This window comes from Caballeronia sp. HLA56 (genome assembly GCF_054655155.1).
This window is the reverse complement of sequence record NZ_BAAHOB010000005.1, coordinates 2,763,465-2,780,219: the sequence shown is the minus strand read 5'-3', so window position 1 is coordinate 2,780,219 and position 16,755 is coordinate 2,763,465. Positions and strand designations below refer to the sequence as shown.

Annotated in this window: 14 protein-coding genes; 6 read left to right on the top strand and 8 right to left on the bottom strand. The window is 59.7% G+C overall.

Going from position 1 to position 16,755, the window contains the following annotated elements:
- Positions 1 to 64: 64 nt before the first annotated feature.
- Both ACYQ47_RS32560 and ACYQ47_RS32555 read right to left on the bottom strand, forming a co-directional pair.
- Positions 65 to 976, bottom strand: a complete 912-nt coding sequence (locus ACYQ47_RS32560) for an SMP-30/gluconolactonase/LRE family protein (RefSeq protein WP_459908913.1) — start codon at positions 974 to 976, stop codon at positions 65 to 67.
- Between the two features lie 52 nt (positions 977 to 1,028).
- Positions 1,029 to 1,793 (bottom strand): enoyl-CoA hydratase/isomerase family protein, encoded by a 765-nt coding sequence (locus ACYQ47_RS32555; RefSeq protein WP_459908910.1) that lies wholly within the window; start codon positions 1,791 to 1,793, stop codon positions 1,029 to 1,031.
- A gap of 380 nt (positions 1,794 to 2,173) precedes the next feature.
- Here ACYQ47_RS32555 and ACYQ47_RS32550 point away from each other — a divergent pair, with 380 nt between their 5' ends.
- The 4 genes from ACYQ47_RS32550 to ACYQ47_RS32535 are packed head-to-tail and all read left to right on the top strand — an operon-like array spanning position 2,174 to position 7,261.
- Positions 2,174 to 3,481 carry an MFS transporter gene (locus ACYQ47_RS32550; RefSeq protein WP_459908908.1) on the top strand — a complete coding sequence of 436 codons (1,308 nt, stop codon included), beginning with the start codon at positions 2,174 to 2,176 and terminating at the stop codon, positions 3,479 to 3,481.
- A gap of 50 nt (positions 3,482 to 3,531) precedes the next feature.
- Positions 3,532 to 5,919, top strand: a complete 2,388-nt coding sequence (locus ACYQ47_RS32545; RefSeq protein ID WP_459908906.1) for a xanthine dehydrogenase family protein molybdopterin-binding subunit — start codon at positions 3,532 to 3,534, stop codon at positions 5,917 to 5,919.
- Positions 5,916 to 6,776 (top strand): FAD binding domain-containing protein, encoded by an 861-nt coding sequence (locus ACYQ47_RS32540; protein ID WP_459908904.1) that lies wholly within the window; start codon positions 5,916 to 5,918, stop codon positions 6,774 to 6,776. The genes ACYQ47_RS32545 and ACYQ47_RS32540 overlap by 4 nt, the downstream gene beginning before the upstream one ends.
- Positions 6,773 to 7,261, top strand: a complete 489-nt coding sequence (locus ACYQ47_RS32535) for a (2Fe-2S)-binding protein (RefSeq protein WP_459908902.1) — start codon at positions 6,773 to 6,775, stop codon at positions 7,259 to 7,261. Before ACYQ47_RS32540 ends, ACYQ47_RS32535 begins: the two co-directional genes overlap by 4 nt.
- A gap of 124 nt (positions 7,262 to 7,385) precedes the next feature.
- On the opposite strand, the gene ACYQ47_RS32530 is transcribed toward ACYQ47_RS32535, so the two are convergent.
- Positions 7,386 to 8,012 (bottom strand): TetR/AcrR family transcriptional regulator, encoded by a 627-nt coding sequence (locus ACYQ47_RS32530; protein ID WP_459908900.1) that lies wholly within the window; start codon positions 8,010 to 8,012, stop codon positions 7,386 to 7,388.
- A 229-nt stretch (positions 8,013 to 8,241) separates the two neighbouring features.
- Between ACYQ47_RS32530 and ACYQ47_RS32525 the strand changes: the two genes are divergently transcribed.
- Both ACYQ47_RS32525 and ACYQ47_RS32520 read left to right on the top strand, forming a co-directional pair.
- Complete coding sequence (locus ACYQ47_RS32525; RefSeq protein ID WP_459908898.1) at positions 8,242 to 8,715, top strand: nuclear transport factor 2 family protein; 474 nt, start codon at positions 8,242 to 8,244, stop codon at positions 8,713 to 8,715.
- A gap of 23 nt (positions 8,716 to 8,738) precedes the next feature.
- Positions 8,739 to 10,175, top strand: a complete 1,437-nt coding sequence (locus tag ACYQ47_RS32520) for an MFS transporter (RefSeq protein ID WP_459908896.1) — start codon at positions 8,739 to 8,741, stop codon at positions 10,173 to 10,175.
- Between the two features lie 763 nt (positions 10,176 to 10,938).
- Here the strand turns inward: ACYQ47_RS32520 and ACYQ47_RS32515 are convergent.
- The 5 genes from ACYQ47_RS32515 to ACYQ47_RS32495 form a co-directional block, all read right to left on the bottom strand.
- Positions 10,939 to 11,631: an SDR family NAD(P)-dependent oxidoreductase gene (locus tag ACYQ47_RS32515; RefSeq protein ID WP_459908894.1), complete on the bottom strand. Its 693-nt coding sequence runs from the start codon at positions 11,629 to 11,631 to the stop codon at positions 10,939 to 10,941.
- Between the two features lie 200 nt (positions 11,632 to 11,831).
- On the bottom strand, positions 11,832 to 12,419 hold the full coding sequence (locus ACYQ47_RS32510; RefSeq protein ID WP_459908892.1) for a glutathione S-transferase family protein: 588 nt from the start codon (positions 12,417 to 12,419) through the stop codon (positions 11,832 to 11,834).
- Positions 12,420 to 12,947: 528 nt separating this feature from the next.
- Positions 12,948 to 13,727, bottom strand: coding sequence for a YoaK family protein (locus ACYQ47_RS32505; RefSeq protein ID WP_459908890.1), 780 nt, complete (start codon positions 13,725 to 13,727; stop codon positions 12,948 to 12,950).
- A 1,806-nt stretch (positions 13,728 to 15,533) separates the two neighbouring features.
- Entirely contained in the window at positions 15,534 to 15,872 is a 339-nt protein-coding gene (locus tag ACYQ47_RS32500) for a hypothetical protein (protein WP_051180293.1), read from the bottom strand.
- Between the two features lie 177 nt (positions 15,873 to 16,049).
- Entirely contained in the window at positions 16,050 to 16,754 is a 705-nt protein-coding gene (locus ACYQ47_RS32495; RefSeq protein ID WP_459908887.1) for an MBL fold metallo-hydrolase, read from the bottom strand.
- Position 16,755: the final 1 nt, after the last annotated feature.

Here is a 16,755-nt window from a genome sequence, read left to right as displayed (position 1 = left end):
ATCAGTCAGTATACCGTGAAGCTGCTTGGCCCGACAGGACAGAATCGGGCCCCCCCACGTGCCGTCAGCCGAGAAACTCCGGTTCCGGCAGTCCCTTCACGCCAGGCCGCACCGCAAGCACATTGCCGGCGAGCGGTTGCTGCGCGAGTTCCTTTTCGCTCATCCGGCGGCGCGCCGTGGTAATGAACAAGATATCCAGATCTGGGCCGCCGAAGCACAGGCTGCTCACGCGCCGCACCGGCAGATTGACGACCATGTCGATCCGTCCGCGCGGGTCGTAGCGCGTCACGCACCAGCCGTCCATGTTCGCGCTCCAGAAGCAGCCATCGGCATCGACGGTCGATCCGTCGCAGATGCCGCGCCCGAGCGGCACGTCTGCGAACTTCCGGCGGTTATAGATGGCGCCGTCGACCGAATCGTAATCGAACACGTCGATCTGGCAACTGAAGGAGTCGGTCATGTACATCAGCCGGTTGTCCGGGCTGAAGCTGATGCCGTTGATGCAAGTGATGCCCTCCATGATCAGCTTCGGCTGCAGGTCCGGGTCGAGCCGGTACAGGCGCCCGCGCGGCGTATAGGCGGCGGCCTCCACGGTTCCGGACCAGTAGCGGCCGTGCCGGTCGCACTTGCCGTCGTTGAAGCGGTTTTTCGGCCGCTCGGCGTCGGGGCGCGCGATCTCGGTCAGCTCGCCGGATTCGGGCGAGAAGAAATAGAACCCGGAACGCATGCCCACCAGCAGACCGCCTTTGGCGCGCAGTCCGATGCTGCCGATCTCTTCCTGCATCGGCCAGCTTTTCTTGACGCCGTTCGAAGTGTCAAGGCGATGGATGACCTGACCGATACCGTCGACCCACCAGAGCAATTGCGTTTTCTCGTCCCAGATGATCGATTCGCCCAGCACATCAGGCGTGGAATCGACTACGTCAATAACTGAGCCCACCATGTCGATGGGTCTCGTGATACTGCTGACAGTCATGTTGTCTCCTTGATATTCGGTGTGAATGGCGATGCAGCTGCGAAGCGCCGCCTCAGGCAGCCGTTTCCTTCATGCGGGCGATGCCTTCGAGCGCGAGTCCGTAGCCCAGTACGTCATGCAAGCGCGCCTTCAACTCCTGGTTCAGGCAGGTGCGCGTATAGCGTCTCACGAGACGCGGCTGCTTGAGCATCAGCTGCGCGAGTTCGCGGGCGCGCGGTAGCAGGTCGGCGGCGGGCATGACTTCGTTCACGAGACCCATCTCCTGCGCCTCGCTTGCGCTGATGTTTTGACCCGTGAGCAGGAAGTAATGACCCCGCGCGCGGCCCATCAGCAGCGGCATGATCAGGTGCATGCCGTCGCCGGGCACCATGCCGCCCTGGAAGTGCGCGGTGTCCTGGATGGTTGCCTTATCGGATGCCAGCACGATATCGCCCAGCAAGGGAATCTCCGCATGCCGTACGGCGGGCCCGTTGAGGATGCTGATCACCGGCGCTTCGATGTTGAGCAGATTGATTAGCAGATGCTTCGCTTCCCAGTAGATCGGGTCGTAGATCGTCGGCGTCATCGAATTGCGGTTGTGATGCATTCCTGGGGCGATCGCGGGGCCGCTGAAGGAGTCGCCGGTACCGGTCATGATCACCACGTCGTTTTCACGATCGCGGCCTACGTCGAGAAACGCCTGCTCGAACTCGCGATGCGCGGTCAGGTTCCATTCGAGCGGGCCGCCGTGCGTGTGGAAGTGCATTTCCAGCACGCCGTAAGTGCGTGTCATGCGGATAGTCTCGAACTTGTCTGCGTAGTCGTTGAATTGGGTCACGGCTGAGTCCTCTGAACGTTGGGATGTGGCGTGGATGCGTGCCGGGATGTCGCTGGCAATATCCGAAAAGGCTCTACAGGCGCCAATCCTATCCCTGACTGATCGATCAGTCAACAAGGGAAATGCCGGGCGAAATCATCGTTGACTCAGCGTTGACTCGTCCGCTACTGTGCTGACTGTTCGATCGATCAGTTTTTGGAATATCGATCAGGACGATCCAGCGCCTTTGGGCGCGCCCCGACAAGAACACACGCCGCCGACATCGAGTGCCGGCAGGACCAGGAGACAGTTGATGAATCGCTATCCGTCGTTTGCATTCCGTTTGGTCCATCTTTACTGAGAGGGCCATCATGTCGAGAAAAGCCGTTTTACATGCAGACATGCCTGCAGAAACGAGGGTCCCGGGCGACGCGGATCGTGCGCTGTATATCAAGGTCGCGCTGCGGGTCGTGCCGCTGCTGATCTTGTGCTATGTGGTCGCGTATCTGGACCGCATCAATGTCGGTTTTGCCAAGCTCCAGATGCAGGACGCGCTCGGCTTCAGCGATGCGGTGTACGGTTTGGGCGCCGGCATTTTCTTCATCGGCTATTTTCTGTTTGAGGTGCCGAGCAATCTGCTCTTGCAGCGCATCGGCGCACGCAAGACCATCACGCGCATCATGGTTCTCTGGGGCATCACCGGCTGCGCGATGGCGATGGTATCGAGTCCGACGGCGTTCTACGGGCTGCGTTTTCTGCTCGGCGTGTTCGAGGCCGGCTTCTTTCCGGGCGTGGTGTACTACCTGAGCCAGTGGTTTCCGCGTCATCGCCGTGGCCAGATTCTCGGCCTCTTTATGACGGGCTTTCCGATCGCCGGGGCAATCGGCGGACCGGTGTCGGGCTGGGCGATGTCGCGGCTCGGCGGCGTCGCGGGCCTCGCGGGCTGGCAGTGGCTTTATATCGTCGAAGCTGCTCCTGCGGTGCTGCTCGGCATCGTGACGTGGTTCACGCTGTCGGACGACATCGCGCGTGCGAAGTGGCTGACCGAACCGGAGCGCGACGCTTTGCGCCATGCATTGCGTGTCGAAGGGAGCGACGCGGAGCCGAAGCATACCGGGCAGTTGCGGCAGGTGGTCACCGATCCGAAGGTGTACCTTATGAGCTTCGCGTATTTCACGTTCATCTGCGGCACTTATGCGCTGAGCTTCTGGTTGCCGACGGTACTAAAAAGCGCGGGCGCGACGAGCGTCGAGCGTATCGGCTGGCTCTCGGCGATTCCCTACGGGATCGCGGCCGTGGGCATGGTGCTGATCTGCCGAAACTCGGACCGGCTGCTGGAGCGTCGCTGGCATGGCGCGCTGGCTGCATTCGCAGGGGCAATCGCGCTTTCGCTGCTGCCGCTGATGGCGCATGATCTGACGGCGACCATCGTGCTGCTGACGATCGCATCGACCACGGTGTTCGTCACGCTTCCGCTGTTGTGGTCGCTCGCATCGGACTATTTCGCGGGCTCGTGGGCGGCTGCGGCTGCAATCGCGTTCGTCAACAGCCTCGGCCTCTTAGGCGGCTTTGCTAGTCCGTTCGCAATGGGCTGGCTCAAGACACTGAGCGGCACGCTGAGCAGCGGGCTTTATCTGATGACTACGCTGCTTGCACTGGGCGCATGCGCGTTGCTGTGCATGCGCACCTGCCGCCAGGCGAATGCATGATCAACCAACGAACGTCGAGGCCTGCGCAATCGGGCCCGCTCGCGGCAAACATGGAACAGATCTTTAAGGACGCATCGCCGGGGAGCCTGCTCGGAGAGAGCGTAGCGCGGCTGGATGGCGCGCGCTTCGTCTCGGGACGTGTCGACTACAGTGCCGATCTCGTTCCTCGCGATGCCCTCCATCTCGCCATACTGCGCAGCGCGCACGCGTGCGCGAGGATCTTGTCGATCGATTTGTCCGACGCGCTGGCGATGCCCGGCGTCGTCGCCGGCCTGACGGGCGAGGAAGCGGCCCGCTTCAGCGATGCGATGCCGCCGGCGATGGACCTGCCCGCGAAGGGCGCACGCGGTCCCCTGCAGAGCCGCTGCCTTGCGCTCGGCGAAGCGACGTACTTCGGACAACCCGTGGCGGCGCTCGTGGCGACATCGGTTCACGATGCGCAAGCGGCGCTCGCGAAAATTCGCATCGACTACGAAACGTACACGCCGATTGTCAGCGCGCAAGAAGCCTTGCGCGACGGTGCGCGGATCGTCCAGCCCGGCTGGGACACGAATTTGCTCGTGCACGACCGCATTCGCTCGGGCGACGCCGACGCCGCCTTCGCGCGCGCGGCACACGTCGCGCGAGGTGAACTGACCATCGGCTCGTCGACGAGCGCGCCGATGGAAACGCTCTGCTATGTCGCCGAATGGGATGCGCGCGGCGAGCGTTACGCGCTCACCGGCACGTTCCAGAATCCCCATACGAGCCGCTGGCTGATCGCTACGGCGCTGCGCGTGAAGGAGTCACAGGTGCGTGTGATCGCGCCGCGTATCGGGGGCACGTTCGGGCTCAAGATGGCGGGGCATCCGGAGGAAGTGCTGGTCGCGCTTTTCAGCCGGCTCACGAAGCGCCCGGTGGCATGGATCGAGGAGCGGCGAGAAACCCTGCTCGCGGGCGCGCGTTCACAGCATCACAGCTTCGAGATTGCCGCTGATGAGAACGGCAGGCTGATCGGCTGGCGTGATCGCATTCTGGTCGATGTCGGGATCATCGGCGCTGGTCATAGCTGGGCAATGGCGCTCGTCACGCCGGCAGTGTTTCCGACCGTCTATAGGATTGAGCATTGCGACGTCGAGTGCTCACTTGCCATGACCAACCAGCCGCCGTGGCAAGCGATACGTGGTTACGGCAAGGAGATTGGCAATCTCGTGCTCGAACGCGCGATCGATCTGCTCGCGCAACAGACCGGCATGGATCCGGTCGAACTGCGCCGACGTAACCTCGTCGCGCGCGATGCCTTGCCGCGCCTCCTGCCATCCGGCCTGAACGTGGACAGCGGCGACTATCCGGGCGGCCTCGAGCAGTTGCTCACGATGTTCGAGTACCCGCGATGGCAGGCACGGGCGCGCGCCGCGCGCGATTCGGAGTGTCGCATCGGGATCGGCATTGCGTTCGAACTCACGCCGGAGGGCGGCGCGCGGCCAGGAAATTTTCCCAACGGCTACGAGACATCCACGGTACGCATGATGCCGTCGGGCGATGTACAGGTGCTGACAGGCGTGACGTCCCCCGGCAGCGGCAGCGACACCGGCATCGCGCAGATGGTCGCGGGCGAGCTCGGCTTGCGCGCCGACCAGGTGAGCATCATCGAAGGCGATACCGACGTGACGCCGCTCGGCACCGGCAACGCCAGCAGCCGCGCGCTAATGTACGGCGGCACGGCCGCGTACCTTGCCGCGTGCGAACTGCGGGACCGGCTCGCGCAGTGCGCCGCCAACATGCTCGGCGGAGCGGCCGACGACATCGTGCTGCGCGACGGTCATGCGCGTCGCCAGTCGAACGGCGCGCAGATCACTGTGGCCGAACTCACGCTCGGCGCGCACCTGCGTCCGTTCACCGTGGCGGCCGGCGTGACGCTTCCGCTCGAAGTGACGCGCAGTTTCGCGCCGAAGAATGTACGCGTGGAACCCGACGCGCAAGGCCGCATCGCCACTTACCCGACGTTCTCGTATTCCGTACATGCCGTCGCGCTCGAACTCGACATGATCACCGGCAACAGCAAGCTACTCGACTATGCCGTGGTGCACGACTGCGGCGCGATGATCAACCCCGCGCTCGTGGAAGGGCAGCTCAAAGGCGCAGTCGTGATGGGCATCGGCGTGGCGCTGTGGGAACTCATCAGGATGGACGAGCAGAATCGCATGATCACCGATCGCTTCAAGAGCTACCTGCTACCGCGTGCAAACGATCTTCCGCCGATCCGCGTCGGGCATCGCGTGACGCTCAATCCGTTTCATCCGCTCGGGATGAAGGGCGCGGGCGAATCGGGACTCGGCGGCGCGCTTGCGGCCGTCAGCAATGCCGTGGCGAATGCGCTGGGTGACGATGCGTGCCTCGCGCACGTGCCGGCAACGCCCGCGCGCGTGATTGCTTGCTTGCAGGAGCGACGCGCGTGATAGGGCATCGCTTCGATTTTCATCAGCCAAAGGAACTCGACGAAGCAGCGGACTTACTGTCCCGCTTCGGCGAAGATGCGTCCGTGCTCGGCGGCGGCACGATGCTGGTGCCGTCGCTGTCGGCGAATCTCGTGCGGCCTGCGCATCTCATCAGTCTGAGCGCGCTCGGTCTCGATTCGATCGTGCTCGACGGCACGCACCTGCGTATCGGCGCGATGACGACCTACGCGCAACTGCTCGCCTCGCCGATTGTCGCAAGCCATGCGCCGCTGCTTGCCGCGATGGCTGCGCAAGTCACGGGCGGCGCATCGATCCTCAATCAGGGAACGCTCGGCGGAGCCGCGAGCTTCGCGAATCCATCGTCCGATGCGCCGGGCTGTCTTGCGGCGCTGGAGGCCGTGTTCGAGTTGCGCTCGTCCCACGGCAAGCGTTGCATGCCGGCGCGTGATTTTTTCGCCGATGCGTTTCGTACAGTGCGGCGCGCGGATGAATTCCTCACGGGCATTCTCGTCCCGCACGACGCGACGCTCATCGCCTGCCAGTACCAGAAGTACAAGGCGAGCGCGAGTTCGTGGCCGATCGTGACTGTCGCGTGCTCGTTGCATCGTGGCGCGAAGGCGAGCGTGCGGCTCGTGGTTGGTGCAGCAGGGCGCCGACCGGCGTACCACCGCTTCATGATCGACGAGAGATCGTTGCTCGCGCCCGATGCGCTCATCGAGGAAGCCGCGAGCAGGGCGCTCGATCTCGTCGGCGAAGGCTGGAACGATGAACTAGCCGACGGCGCTTACCGTCGCGCCATCGTGCCGGGTGTCGTAAAGCGGCATTTGCGCACGCTACTCGCGGGAGCGAAAGAATGAACGAAACGATTCAGGTGCGGCTCACGCTCAATGGCGAGCCGCGTTTCGCGGACGTCGACTCGCGGCTGTTGCTCGTCGAGGTGATCCGCGATGCGCTGGATGCAAAAGGGACCCGCGTCGGCTGTCTGACCGGCGATTGCGGGGCGTGCACGGTGCTGATCGACGGCAAGGTGCGAAAGGCATGCCTCGTTCTGGCCGCGTCGATTTCGGGCAACGATGTGCACACGATCGAAGGCATCGAAGGGATCGAGCCGCTGAAAGAGGCGTTTATCGCGGAGAACGGATTCCAGTGCGGGTTTTGCACGAGCGGCATGATAGTCGCAGCGGCGGATCTGCTGAAGCAGAATCCGTTGCCGAGTCACGAAGAAATACGGCGCGCCATCAGCGGCAACCTGTGTCGATGCACTGGCTACGAGAGCATCGTCAATGCAGTCTATCGCGCGGCACATGGCGGCTGCTCATCTGGACAACGCGATGAAGAATGATTCCATCTCGTCAAGGAATTTGCGCTTGCGCGTCTTCCTGGTCGACTGGTTCAATCCCAAGTTGAAATTCTTCATGGGCTCGATGTGCGCCGCTCAGGTGACCTCAGGCTGCGTTTTGCAAATCTCATTCAGGCATCGGCTGGGCCACTGCGGCATCCCAGATCCCCATCGCGTCGGTCACGGCTCTTTCGATGACGGCATACCGGACGCGATCGCGGGAGAGCACGGACAAGCCCTGAAAAAAGCTGTCGAACGCGATGGACAGCGCCGCCGGGTCCGTGCTGCTGCGCAGTTCCCCACTCTTGATGCCCCGTGCTACGCAAGCCCGAAAGCCTGCGCGCGTGCGACTGCGTACTTCACGAAGCAATTGGGTGACGGCTTCGCTGCCGTTAGAACTGACGCCAACGACGCCCAGCGCGACCATGCAGCCTTTCGGGTGGCCGCTCTCGGTTTGCATTTTTGCCGACCGAAGCAGCGCCAGGAACACGCCCTCCCGTGGCGGAAGCGACGTGTCATGGAGACTACGGGTCACCTTGCCGTAAATCTCCATGTATCGCTCCAGCGCCTCCTTGTACAGCGCCTCTTTGGACTCGAAGGCCGCATAGAAGCTAGGCGCGGAAATGCCCCCGCCAATCGCCGCCTTCAGCTGCGACAAAGACGTCGATTCATAGCCATGTTCCCAGAACAGATGCATCGCCGAAATGATCGCGGCATCGCGGTCGAACGTGCGCGGCCGGCCCCGCTGATTCATGAACTTCTCCGCTCGTCAAAATATACATACTAGTCGATACACAATCTTCGAGCAAATCGCGCCCAAGACCTCTCTTGCATGGCAACGTATGTTCAAGATGGGAGGTTGACACGGCGTTGCGCACTCCCTTATATTTGTACCGTTCGGTATTTAAATCGGAAGCAAGGCGGGGTCACCATACGAGCCCCTTTTTTTAACTCTATTTATGTATCATTCGGTACGGAAAACAATGTCCAAAGAAATCGAAGCACGCCTTGACGCCATCGAAAGCCGGTTTGCCATCGATGCGCTGATCGCCAACTACGCCGAGGCGTTCGACAGCATGAACATTGAGTTGCTCGCCACGCTCTGGCATCCCGATTCACGACTGCTACTGGGTGCAAACGGCAATTCCGATGGCCTGGAGGCCATCCTGGCGCAAGCACGCGTCAACATGGAGCGCATGCCCCACATGCATCATTGGATGGCGAACGCCCTGATTACGGTGGACGGTGACGATGGCCATGGCCTGATCGCAGCGAATTGTCTTTTTTACGACGTTGATCAGGGCACGCTTCAAGTGAGCGGCCAATACCGCGACGTCTATCAGCGACGCGAAGGCCGCTGGGCGTTTCTGGAGCGCGTCTTCACCATGCACTACGCCACGCCGCTTCAGAATTGGCATCCCATCACGGGAACGGAACGCTTCGGCCGTCCCGACTGACACGGCCCGCGGCCGCCGAGATCATGCATATGACAACCTCTTCTACACGTCGATGGTCGGCGTTCGCGGTGTTGCTGGTGGGAGCATTTCTGCCTCCGCTGGATTTCTTCATCGTGAACGTCGCCTTGCCATCCATCCAGAGCTCCCTCAACACGAGCGGCGCAGAACTGCAACTCGTCATTTCCGGATACGCCGCGGCCTACGCGGTCTTCCTTATCACAGGAGGAAGGTTAGGCGATCTCTTCGGTCGGCGGAAGATTTTCCTGATTGGCGTCGCGGGCTTCGGACTGACATCGGTGATCTGTGGGCTCGCATCGTCACCCGTCATGCTGATCCTCGGGCGTGTGCTGCAGGGCCTGAGTGCTGCTGCAATGGCGCCTCAAGGACTGGCCTCCATTCACGCCCTGTTCCCCGAGAAAGAGCGGGCGCGCGCCTTGGGCCTCTACGGCGCCGCAGTAGGACTGGCTGCTGTAGCCGCGCAGGCGCTCGGGGGAGCTTTGATCTCTGCGGACATCTTTCAGCTAGAGTGGCGAGTCATCTTTCTCATCAACTTGCCCGTCGTCGTGGCCGTTCTGATCTTCGGGCTGCCGTTGCTTCCCGACGTCCGTGGTGACAGCCCGGCACCCATCGACCGGATCGGGGTGCTACTGTGCGCGCTTACGCTGGGCTTGCTCATCGTGCCCCTGGTCGAAGGGCGGGAGTTGGATTGGCCGTGGTGGGCCTGCGCGATGATCATCGCGTGCCCCGTTGCTGGCGCAGGCTTCTGCCAATATGAGATAGCCTACGCCCGCCGAGGCGGCGTGCCCCTGATCAGCGTGGAGCTGACCCGTAGGCCTGGCCTGATGAGCGGACTGACGGGCGTCCTCTTCTTCTACGTTGTCTCAGCTTTCTTCTTGACGTTTTCCGTCTACCTTCAGGCGGCACTTGGCATGAGCCCATTAGAGACAGGGCTGGTTTTCTTGCCATTCGGCGTTGGCGCCTTCATCGGGCCATTGACGACACCGCTGGCTATTCGTTTCTTCGGCGAGCGCGTCCCCGCCATTGGCATGATGCTCGAGGTCGCCGGCTGCACACTTCTAGCCGCTCTCGTGGCAGACGCGCCCGGACAGATGCCGGCTCAGTTTCCCCTGATCGGGGCGGTAGCACTTTTAGGATTCGGTCAGGGCTGGGCGCTGCCGACGCTGGTGCGCTCGGTCATCAATCGCGCACCGGCGACCGGTTCCGGGATGATCGCGGGCATCACGAATTCGGCGTTGCAGATCAGCGCAGCGCTAGGTGTCGCGGTTATCGGCGGCGTTTTTTTCAGTGTCGCAGGGACTTCGCCAGATCCGGTTTCATTCGCCAGAGCACTGGTTGTCGCAATGATATGCGTTGGAGGCAGTCTGATCGCTTCCGCCGTCCTGTCTATCGTCGCTTCGAGATCGAGTATTCATGCCGCTGCAAGGACCGCGCCTCGTTGAGTTCAGCCTTCGTGACTCGCGGCAAGCAGAAATTCACCGCGGCATGCAGGGCAATCCACCTTGGTCAAGCGACAACACGCTTGAGGCTGGGGTTTTGTGACATGAGCTGGTCGGCCATTCTCGGCCGGTCGACCCCCTTGCGAAGTCGGCATTCGAATGGCTCCTTTCCTGCTGATGGCGGCCGCTCGACGGTTCGTGGAAATGTAGCCTTCATGGCACGTCTCCTCTGCCACAGGAAGGTGTGCGCCTGGCGCTGCTCCGGTCAGCGCGAACGCAAATCGAGCGCGACAACCCGAAGGGCAATATGTTCGCGCGGGGCGTTGACAGGACAGGTTTCGTCGTCAGCGAAGCCGTCACCTAACTGCTCCGTGAGGCGCGGCGTCGCCCGCGTGCAGGCTTGCGCGCCTGCTTAGGGCGGGCTAGAGCAGAGTGGCGAACTTTGTCGTGCCATGGATCCAGCGCTGTCCATCCGGCTCCGCTTGCTTATTCCAGGGGTTATCTGTGCTCGGCTGCGATCGTGCCGACAAGCCATTATCGAAAAGGCGGTGACAGACGCGACTGGAGTCTAGGATGTCGCGGTGGCCAGCCTTTGCCCGAGAAGGTCTGCAGAACCCATTACGCGCCTTGGCCTTTGCTCCGGGGCATCCGCAGATCGGCATAATGAGGAAAGCGCGGGTGGTGGCAAGTGCGCGCTTGTCTCGGTCATCACCTATCGTTAATCTGGCGTAATAGGTCAGCAACCGACAACATTTCAGCAAACGGACTACCACGGAAGCGTCTCGCCCAGGTAGTTGTAGTAACGCAATCCTGCCTTGCCCGACGACGCGGCTATTTGATTCACTATTCCGGGGATGCTTTCCTCAATGCTCAAGGTGGCATCGGCACCGCCCATTTCCGTCCGAACCCATCCAGGATCGACCAGCGCGAGGCTTTGTGAAGCGCTCGCGTGGCGCGCGGCAAAGGAGCGCATTAGCATATTCAAAGCCGCCTTGCTGGCGCGATAGACTTCCCATCCACCGCTTTCGTTCAGTGCCACGCTACCAAGACTTGAGGACATAATTGCGATCGTTCCTTGTTCTTTCACCTTGTCGTACAGCCGCTCAATGATGCGGATCGGACTCAACGCGTTTGTCACCATCAAACGGCTGAAGTCCTCGGTTGTAACCTCGTCTGCTCGATCTTCTGGACCAAGGGCGACACCGGCATTGACATACAGGACATCAAATTCGTGATCAGGCAGACGGCTCGCGAGGGCTTCAATATCAGAGCTATCGGTAACGTCCATCTGCTCGATACGTATCTTCCCCGAAAACGCCTGTTCTAAGCGATGCAGCGGCGTATTGCCACTTCGTACCGTAGCGACGACGTTCCAGTCTCGCGAAAGCCACTCTTGGGCAAGTGCGAGGCCAAGACCACGTGATGAACCAATGATCAAGGCTTTGTTAGAGCTTGTCATATATCGATTCCTCCTTCAGTAACGATGTTGAGATAACCATTTCTAAAATCCAAAGCTATCGCTTGGGCCCTTCGGGTAGCTGTCAGAAAGTATGTTGGACACCTCCCAGCGCGTGCAATCGCCCGAGAGTCATAAGATATATGCCGCCGAGTAATGATTGCGCCTCTTGAAGCTGCGAAGCCTCGCGGGCGCGCATCCGTTCAACCGTTCTTTCTCACAAGCAGTTCGAGCTTGCCGATCGCCTTCGTTACTGCCGCCCGTGCAAGCATCTCGTCGTACCAGCGTTGCACATGCGGCGTCATGTCCAGTGTCACGTTTGGGAAGGCTCGTCGCCATACCCATCCGAAGTGGGCGATATCCGCGATGGAGTATTCGTCGCCCGCGACGAAGGGCCGTTCGGCAAGAATAGTGTCGAGTAGTTTCAGTTGACGATTCGCCTCGCCGGAGAAGCGCTCGATGGCGTGGGGCATCACTTCCGGTGCAAATTTGAGAAAGTTACCTGCCTGTCCGAAGGCCGGGCTCAGTCCAGACGCGTGAGCGAACAGCTGCTCAAACGTGCGCGCCCGGCGTACAGCGTCCTGCGAGAGAAGCTTGCCGTGCTTTTTGGCGAGATAAACGAGAATGGCCGCAGACTCGGTCAGAACGAATTCGCGGTCTTCGGCGGTCAGACCAGGCACTTTTCCGTTGGCATTCAAGGCGAGAAATGCATCGCTCTTCTGCTCGCCCTTTCGAACGTTGATGGCGTGCAGCGTATAGCTGAGTCCGAGTTCTTCGAGTGCAATCCGCACCGCCTTCCGTCAAATTTTTACAGCCGCGAAATTGAAAATTCGAGAGTTGCCCGATTAGCGGGATCGTCGCGGCGCTCGCCTGCCGTTAGAGCACCACTCTGATGCCGGAGAAATCGCTGTCGCCGATCCAGTAGTCGTCCTCTGCGCAAGGATTGCCCGACTTTGGCGTCGTTACGAAAATCGACCCGCTGGAGTGGACATTGCCTCAAGCACCAGCTTGATGCAAGCACACCGCGCGTTACAGATCGACCCCTCAATCAGTATCGCACTGACTGGTATAGAGCAATAGGAGCGATGTCAGTGACGATGCGAGCAGCTCGCGAAGGCGAGTCGAACTCACGGCTTGCTAGACAACGCGGGACGACCGACCTGCACCGATCGAGTGGCTAGAAGCTTTGCCTTGTCGAAACTGGGCCGCCGAATGTACGTGCGAGGACGCGTAAGCCAAGTCGTTCAGATAGTCTGATAAAGCGTGTTCGTGCGTACCTCGACCGGTGCGGGTCCTAGGATATCCGTACAGAACGGAAACTAGGAACGAGCGCGCCGCCGGATCGCGCTAATGTCGTCGAAGAGTGGAACCAGTGTATGCATCAAGAGCACGCTTGCTAGAGGAAGCGTCGCGAGGAAGCCGATATGCGAGAAACTGATCGCGCCAGCGAAGCCGCCCAGCACAAACATGGCCAGTAAAGAAACAAGCAAGGAAAGGCGCGCGCGATTGGCACGAACATAGCCCGATCCATCGGAGGAACTGCCTCGATTCCAATACAACCCTTTTCCTATCTCTATGCCGATATCGGTGGTGAGTCCCGTCACGTGCGTCGTACGGATTTCTGCTTTCGAGATTTTCGTAATCGTCGAGTTTTGCAGTCCCATGACGTAACAGAGGAGCGCCACGGTGAGCGAAGGGTCCAGCAGCCTGTGCGTTACAAGATGCGACCCCAGCAGCCCAAAAACTGAGAGAAGCGCGGCCTCGAGCAGCAGCGGCGTCGCGTAAATGCTCCGTGCCAGGCGGTGGCGTCCCCAGTTAATAAGGATCGCCGATGTCGCCGCGCCCAAGATAAAGGCCGTCACAGCGCACCCAGCTGAAAGGACGAGCGTCGTTTGTCCTAGCACGGCGTTGTCGGAGATTGAAGACACTAGACCAGACATATGAGACGTGTACTGTCCAACGGCTAGGAAGCCACCCGCGTTCGCCGCACCAGCAACAAAGCATAGGGTCGGTCGGGCGAAGTAAGGCCACGAAGTAGAGCGATTGGCATAAGGCTTTATGGTCTTTGAGCACGACGATAAATTAGCACGTGCTAACACGTATCTTCGTGGCAGGACGCTCCCTCATACCGCACACGCTGACGATGCCACGCCCCATCATGGCGGAAGAGCACGGATAGCTGTAAAAATTCATGACGGAACTTTCAGTTCGGCGGATCTTGTACCCGAGAAGCTGAAAATTCGAACTGTTGGCGACATCGGACAACCCACTCCGAGCTTTAACATCTTTAACATGTTTTAACATCGCTTTAACATGTACCGAATCGGCTCAAAGCCCCGCCAGTAAAGGATTCTAGGGTAATTAGGGCCATGTTAAAGGCTTTAACATTCTTTGTTAAAGGGGATTTTTTCTGCGCGTGAGAGAACGCTCTGTGTCCGGGTCAAAAAGCTGCCAGGTCTCAGATACCCCCTCCCCCTAGGGTCCCAGCGTCTCGTCGTACAACTCGACAGTCCTTGCACGGTGCATTGCAAAACTGCCGCTGTTGGCAATGGGTCGACGTCTCCATGAAGGTGTACGCGCTCACTTTGGCGACGACGCGGCATGTCCTAAATCTTTTCGGCGAGATTCTGCACGGATGACCCACAGGAATTTGCAAACTCAGTAACGACGCGGGTTTGCGGGGTGCACTTCGCCACTTTCTCGCCACTAACTTCAGGCTTTGGTACTTCGACCAACCACACCTTCTTGCTCAATTGTGCGTGGGCATCGACAACCGAGCCGAGGCCTGCCTCCAGGTGCACTAACGTTGCGCGCACAAACTCTTGGAGCATGACGCACCTGATGGTTTGGAAAGGAATTTCTTGCGTCTTGCGTCAACTACAAACGACGACGGCTATGGTACTCGTCGACCCTGACAGAGTTCGGCATGTCGCCTACCGATCGATATAACTTTTTCGGTGGAGGAAAGAATATGGTTGGAAACATGATTGAGCACGAGCCGTCGATTGAGGTCGTCGTGTTATTTAGATAGCCGAGCTCCCGCGCGCGCTTACTTCGTCGCCGGCTTGCGGCGAGCTAATTTTGCGGAGGTCCTGTCTCAGACCGGCCATCAACCGCCGTTTGCTAATGCAGGGGCGGCGTCGTTCGGATGACCGTTAATGTCGCAAGATCCGACTCTCGCGCGGCGTTATTTGGCCTGCGGCGACTTTGCATTAAAGCGCGCAGCGATCTCAAGCGCGTCGATGAGCTCGTTATAAAGGAAAATTATCTACGTCGTTTCGCCCTTATTGACGAGCACACTATGCAAGTTTGAATGATCAAGCTGAGCTCGCGCGGGTACCGGCCCCTGCGCTTGGCACGGGCTGCAACATGACGCCCATAAGTAGACGCGGGACGGGCACTCTTGCTCGTTCGTGAGGGGCTGCGAGTCGCCCTGATGATTCATCGGTTCATCAACGCGATCGCTGGAAGGAATTCCGGGGCTTCGAGAATTCCGCGTCGGCGTTTGCTGCGCCCCAGACAAGTACGCCTGACGACAAGACAACCATAAAAGGCTTGCGGATGGCAGGGGAACGGTAGAAGAAGAAGCGTGCCGCCGCGCAAAGTCCAGCGACAGCGCCGGGGATAAGATAAAACTACGGGTCGCCGAAATCGAACATCTTCAAGAAATCTTCCTGGAAGTAGGGAAAGAAGCGGATCACGAAGGACGAACGAGAAATGAGCAACCGAGTAACCCAAACTAAAGGCTTGTGAAGATCGCCTTTTGAATACTCGCGTCACCGCGACCTAAGAATTGCGCGACACTTAACGCTACCGCGACACTGAATATAAATAATCAGCGGATGCAGGGGTAAAGCGAGAGGCTTCACGTTCATGACGGTCCCATACTTTTGCCATCTACAGTTCTACAGTGGCATCAAGCTATATCCATCATGTTCCAAAACGGTAAGGGTCGTGAGCGCCAAGAGCGATCGCGTGTCTCCGGGCAGAAGTGCGTCAATCGCGAAGCCGTTTGCGATCAACGCCTGCGCACAGGCGGACGCTTCCACTTCTGCGCGCTGGATTGCGGCGATCAGATTCGCATTAGGGTTCGGTGTTCCGTCGTACGCCTGATGGTGCGTATCCTGGAAGATGCTCGCTGTGGACTCACCATGAAATTTCTGTCCATCGACGAGCTTGCCTATTGTCGACCCCAACGTTGCCTCGAGCACGCCGGTCGCAGCGAACGCAAAGGCGGGGCCCAAGCGTACGTGTCCGGCACGCGCGTGAGCATGTTGATGTAGACGCTTGCTGCTACGACGAGAATTGAACCATTTCCCCCGACAAGTCCCAAAGAAAAGCTGACAAATCCACCGCATGGTGCCTCAGCAATACCCTGGGTCAAAACAGTCGAGGCGTACATGTTAATTAGCCTTGACGCTTCAAAGTGTTGGTGGCTGGCCGCACGCGAGATTCGCCGGGATCGCAACGTCCATCATTTTCGGGTTGGGAAGATGCAAGTTGTTCATGATGTCGACGTATTCGCTTTCCGTCTTGCCGGCAAGCCGTGGATTAAAGTGCTTCTCCTCGCCGATACTGGATGCCGTCCAGCCCTTGTAGTCGTGGGCAGGATAAAGCGTTGTCATGTCAGGTAGCCTGAAGAGCTTATTGACAATCGAGTCCCACGACCGATGTGCGTCTCCACCCTGGAAGTCTGTACGTCCGCTTCCACGAATAAGCAGCACGTCGCCTGTGAAGACCGCTTGCGGAGCATTCGGGTTCAAAACAAAACTGAATGATTCGTCTGTATGCCCCGGTGTGTATATGGCTCTGAGCTCGATGCCGTCAACGCGCACGACCTCGTCTTCGTGCACGTGCTGCGAGACGCAATGGGCCTGCGATAATTCGCCCATGATGGTTGTGCAATGCGTGATGTCTCGAAGGTCTCCTAGCGCGGTAATGTGATCCGCGTGTGTGTGAGTGTCGATGGCATGGACCAGCTTCAGATCCAGCTCTTCGATGACCTTCAGATACTGTTCAAGTTGGTCCCTGACCGGATCGATGATGAGGGCTTCTCCCCCTACTCGAGAGGCAAGTACATAGGTGTACGTACTTGATGTGCTGTCGAAGAGCTGTCGGAAAAGCATC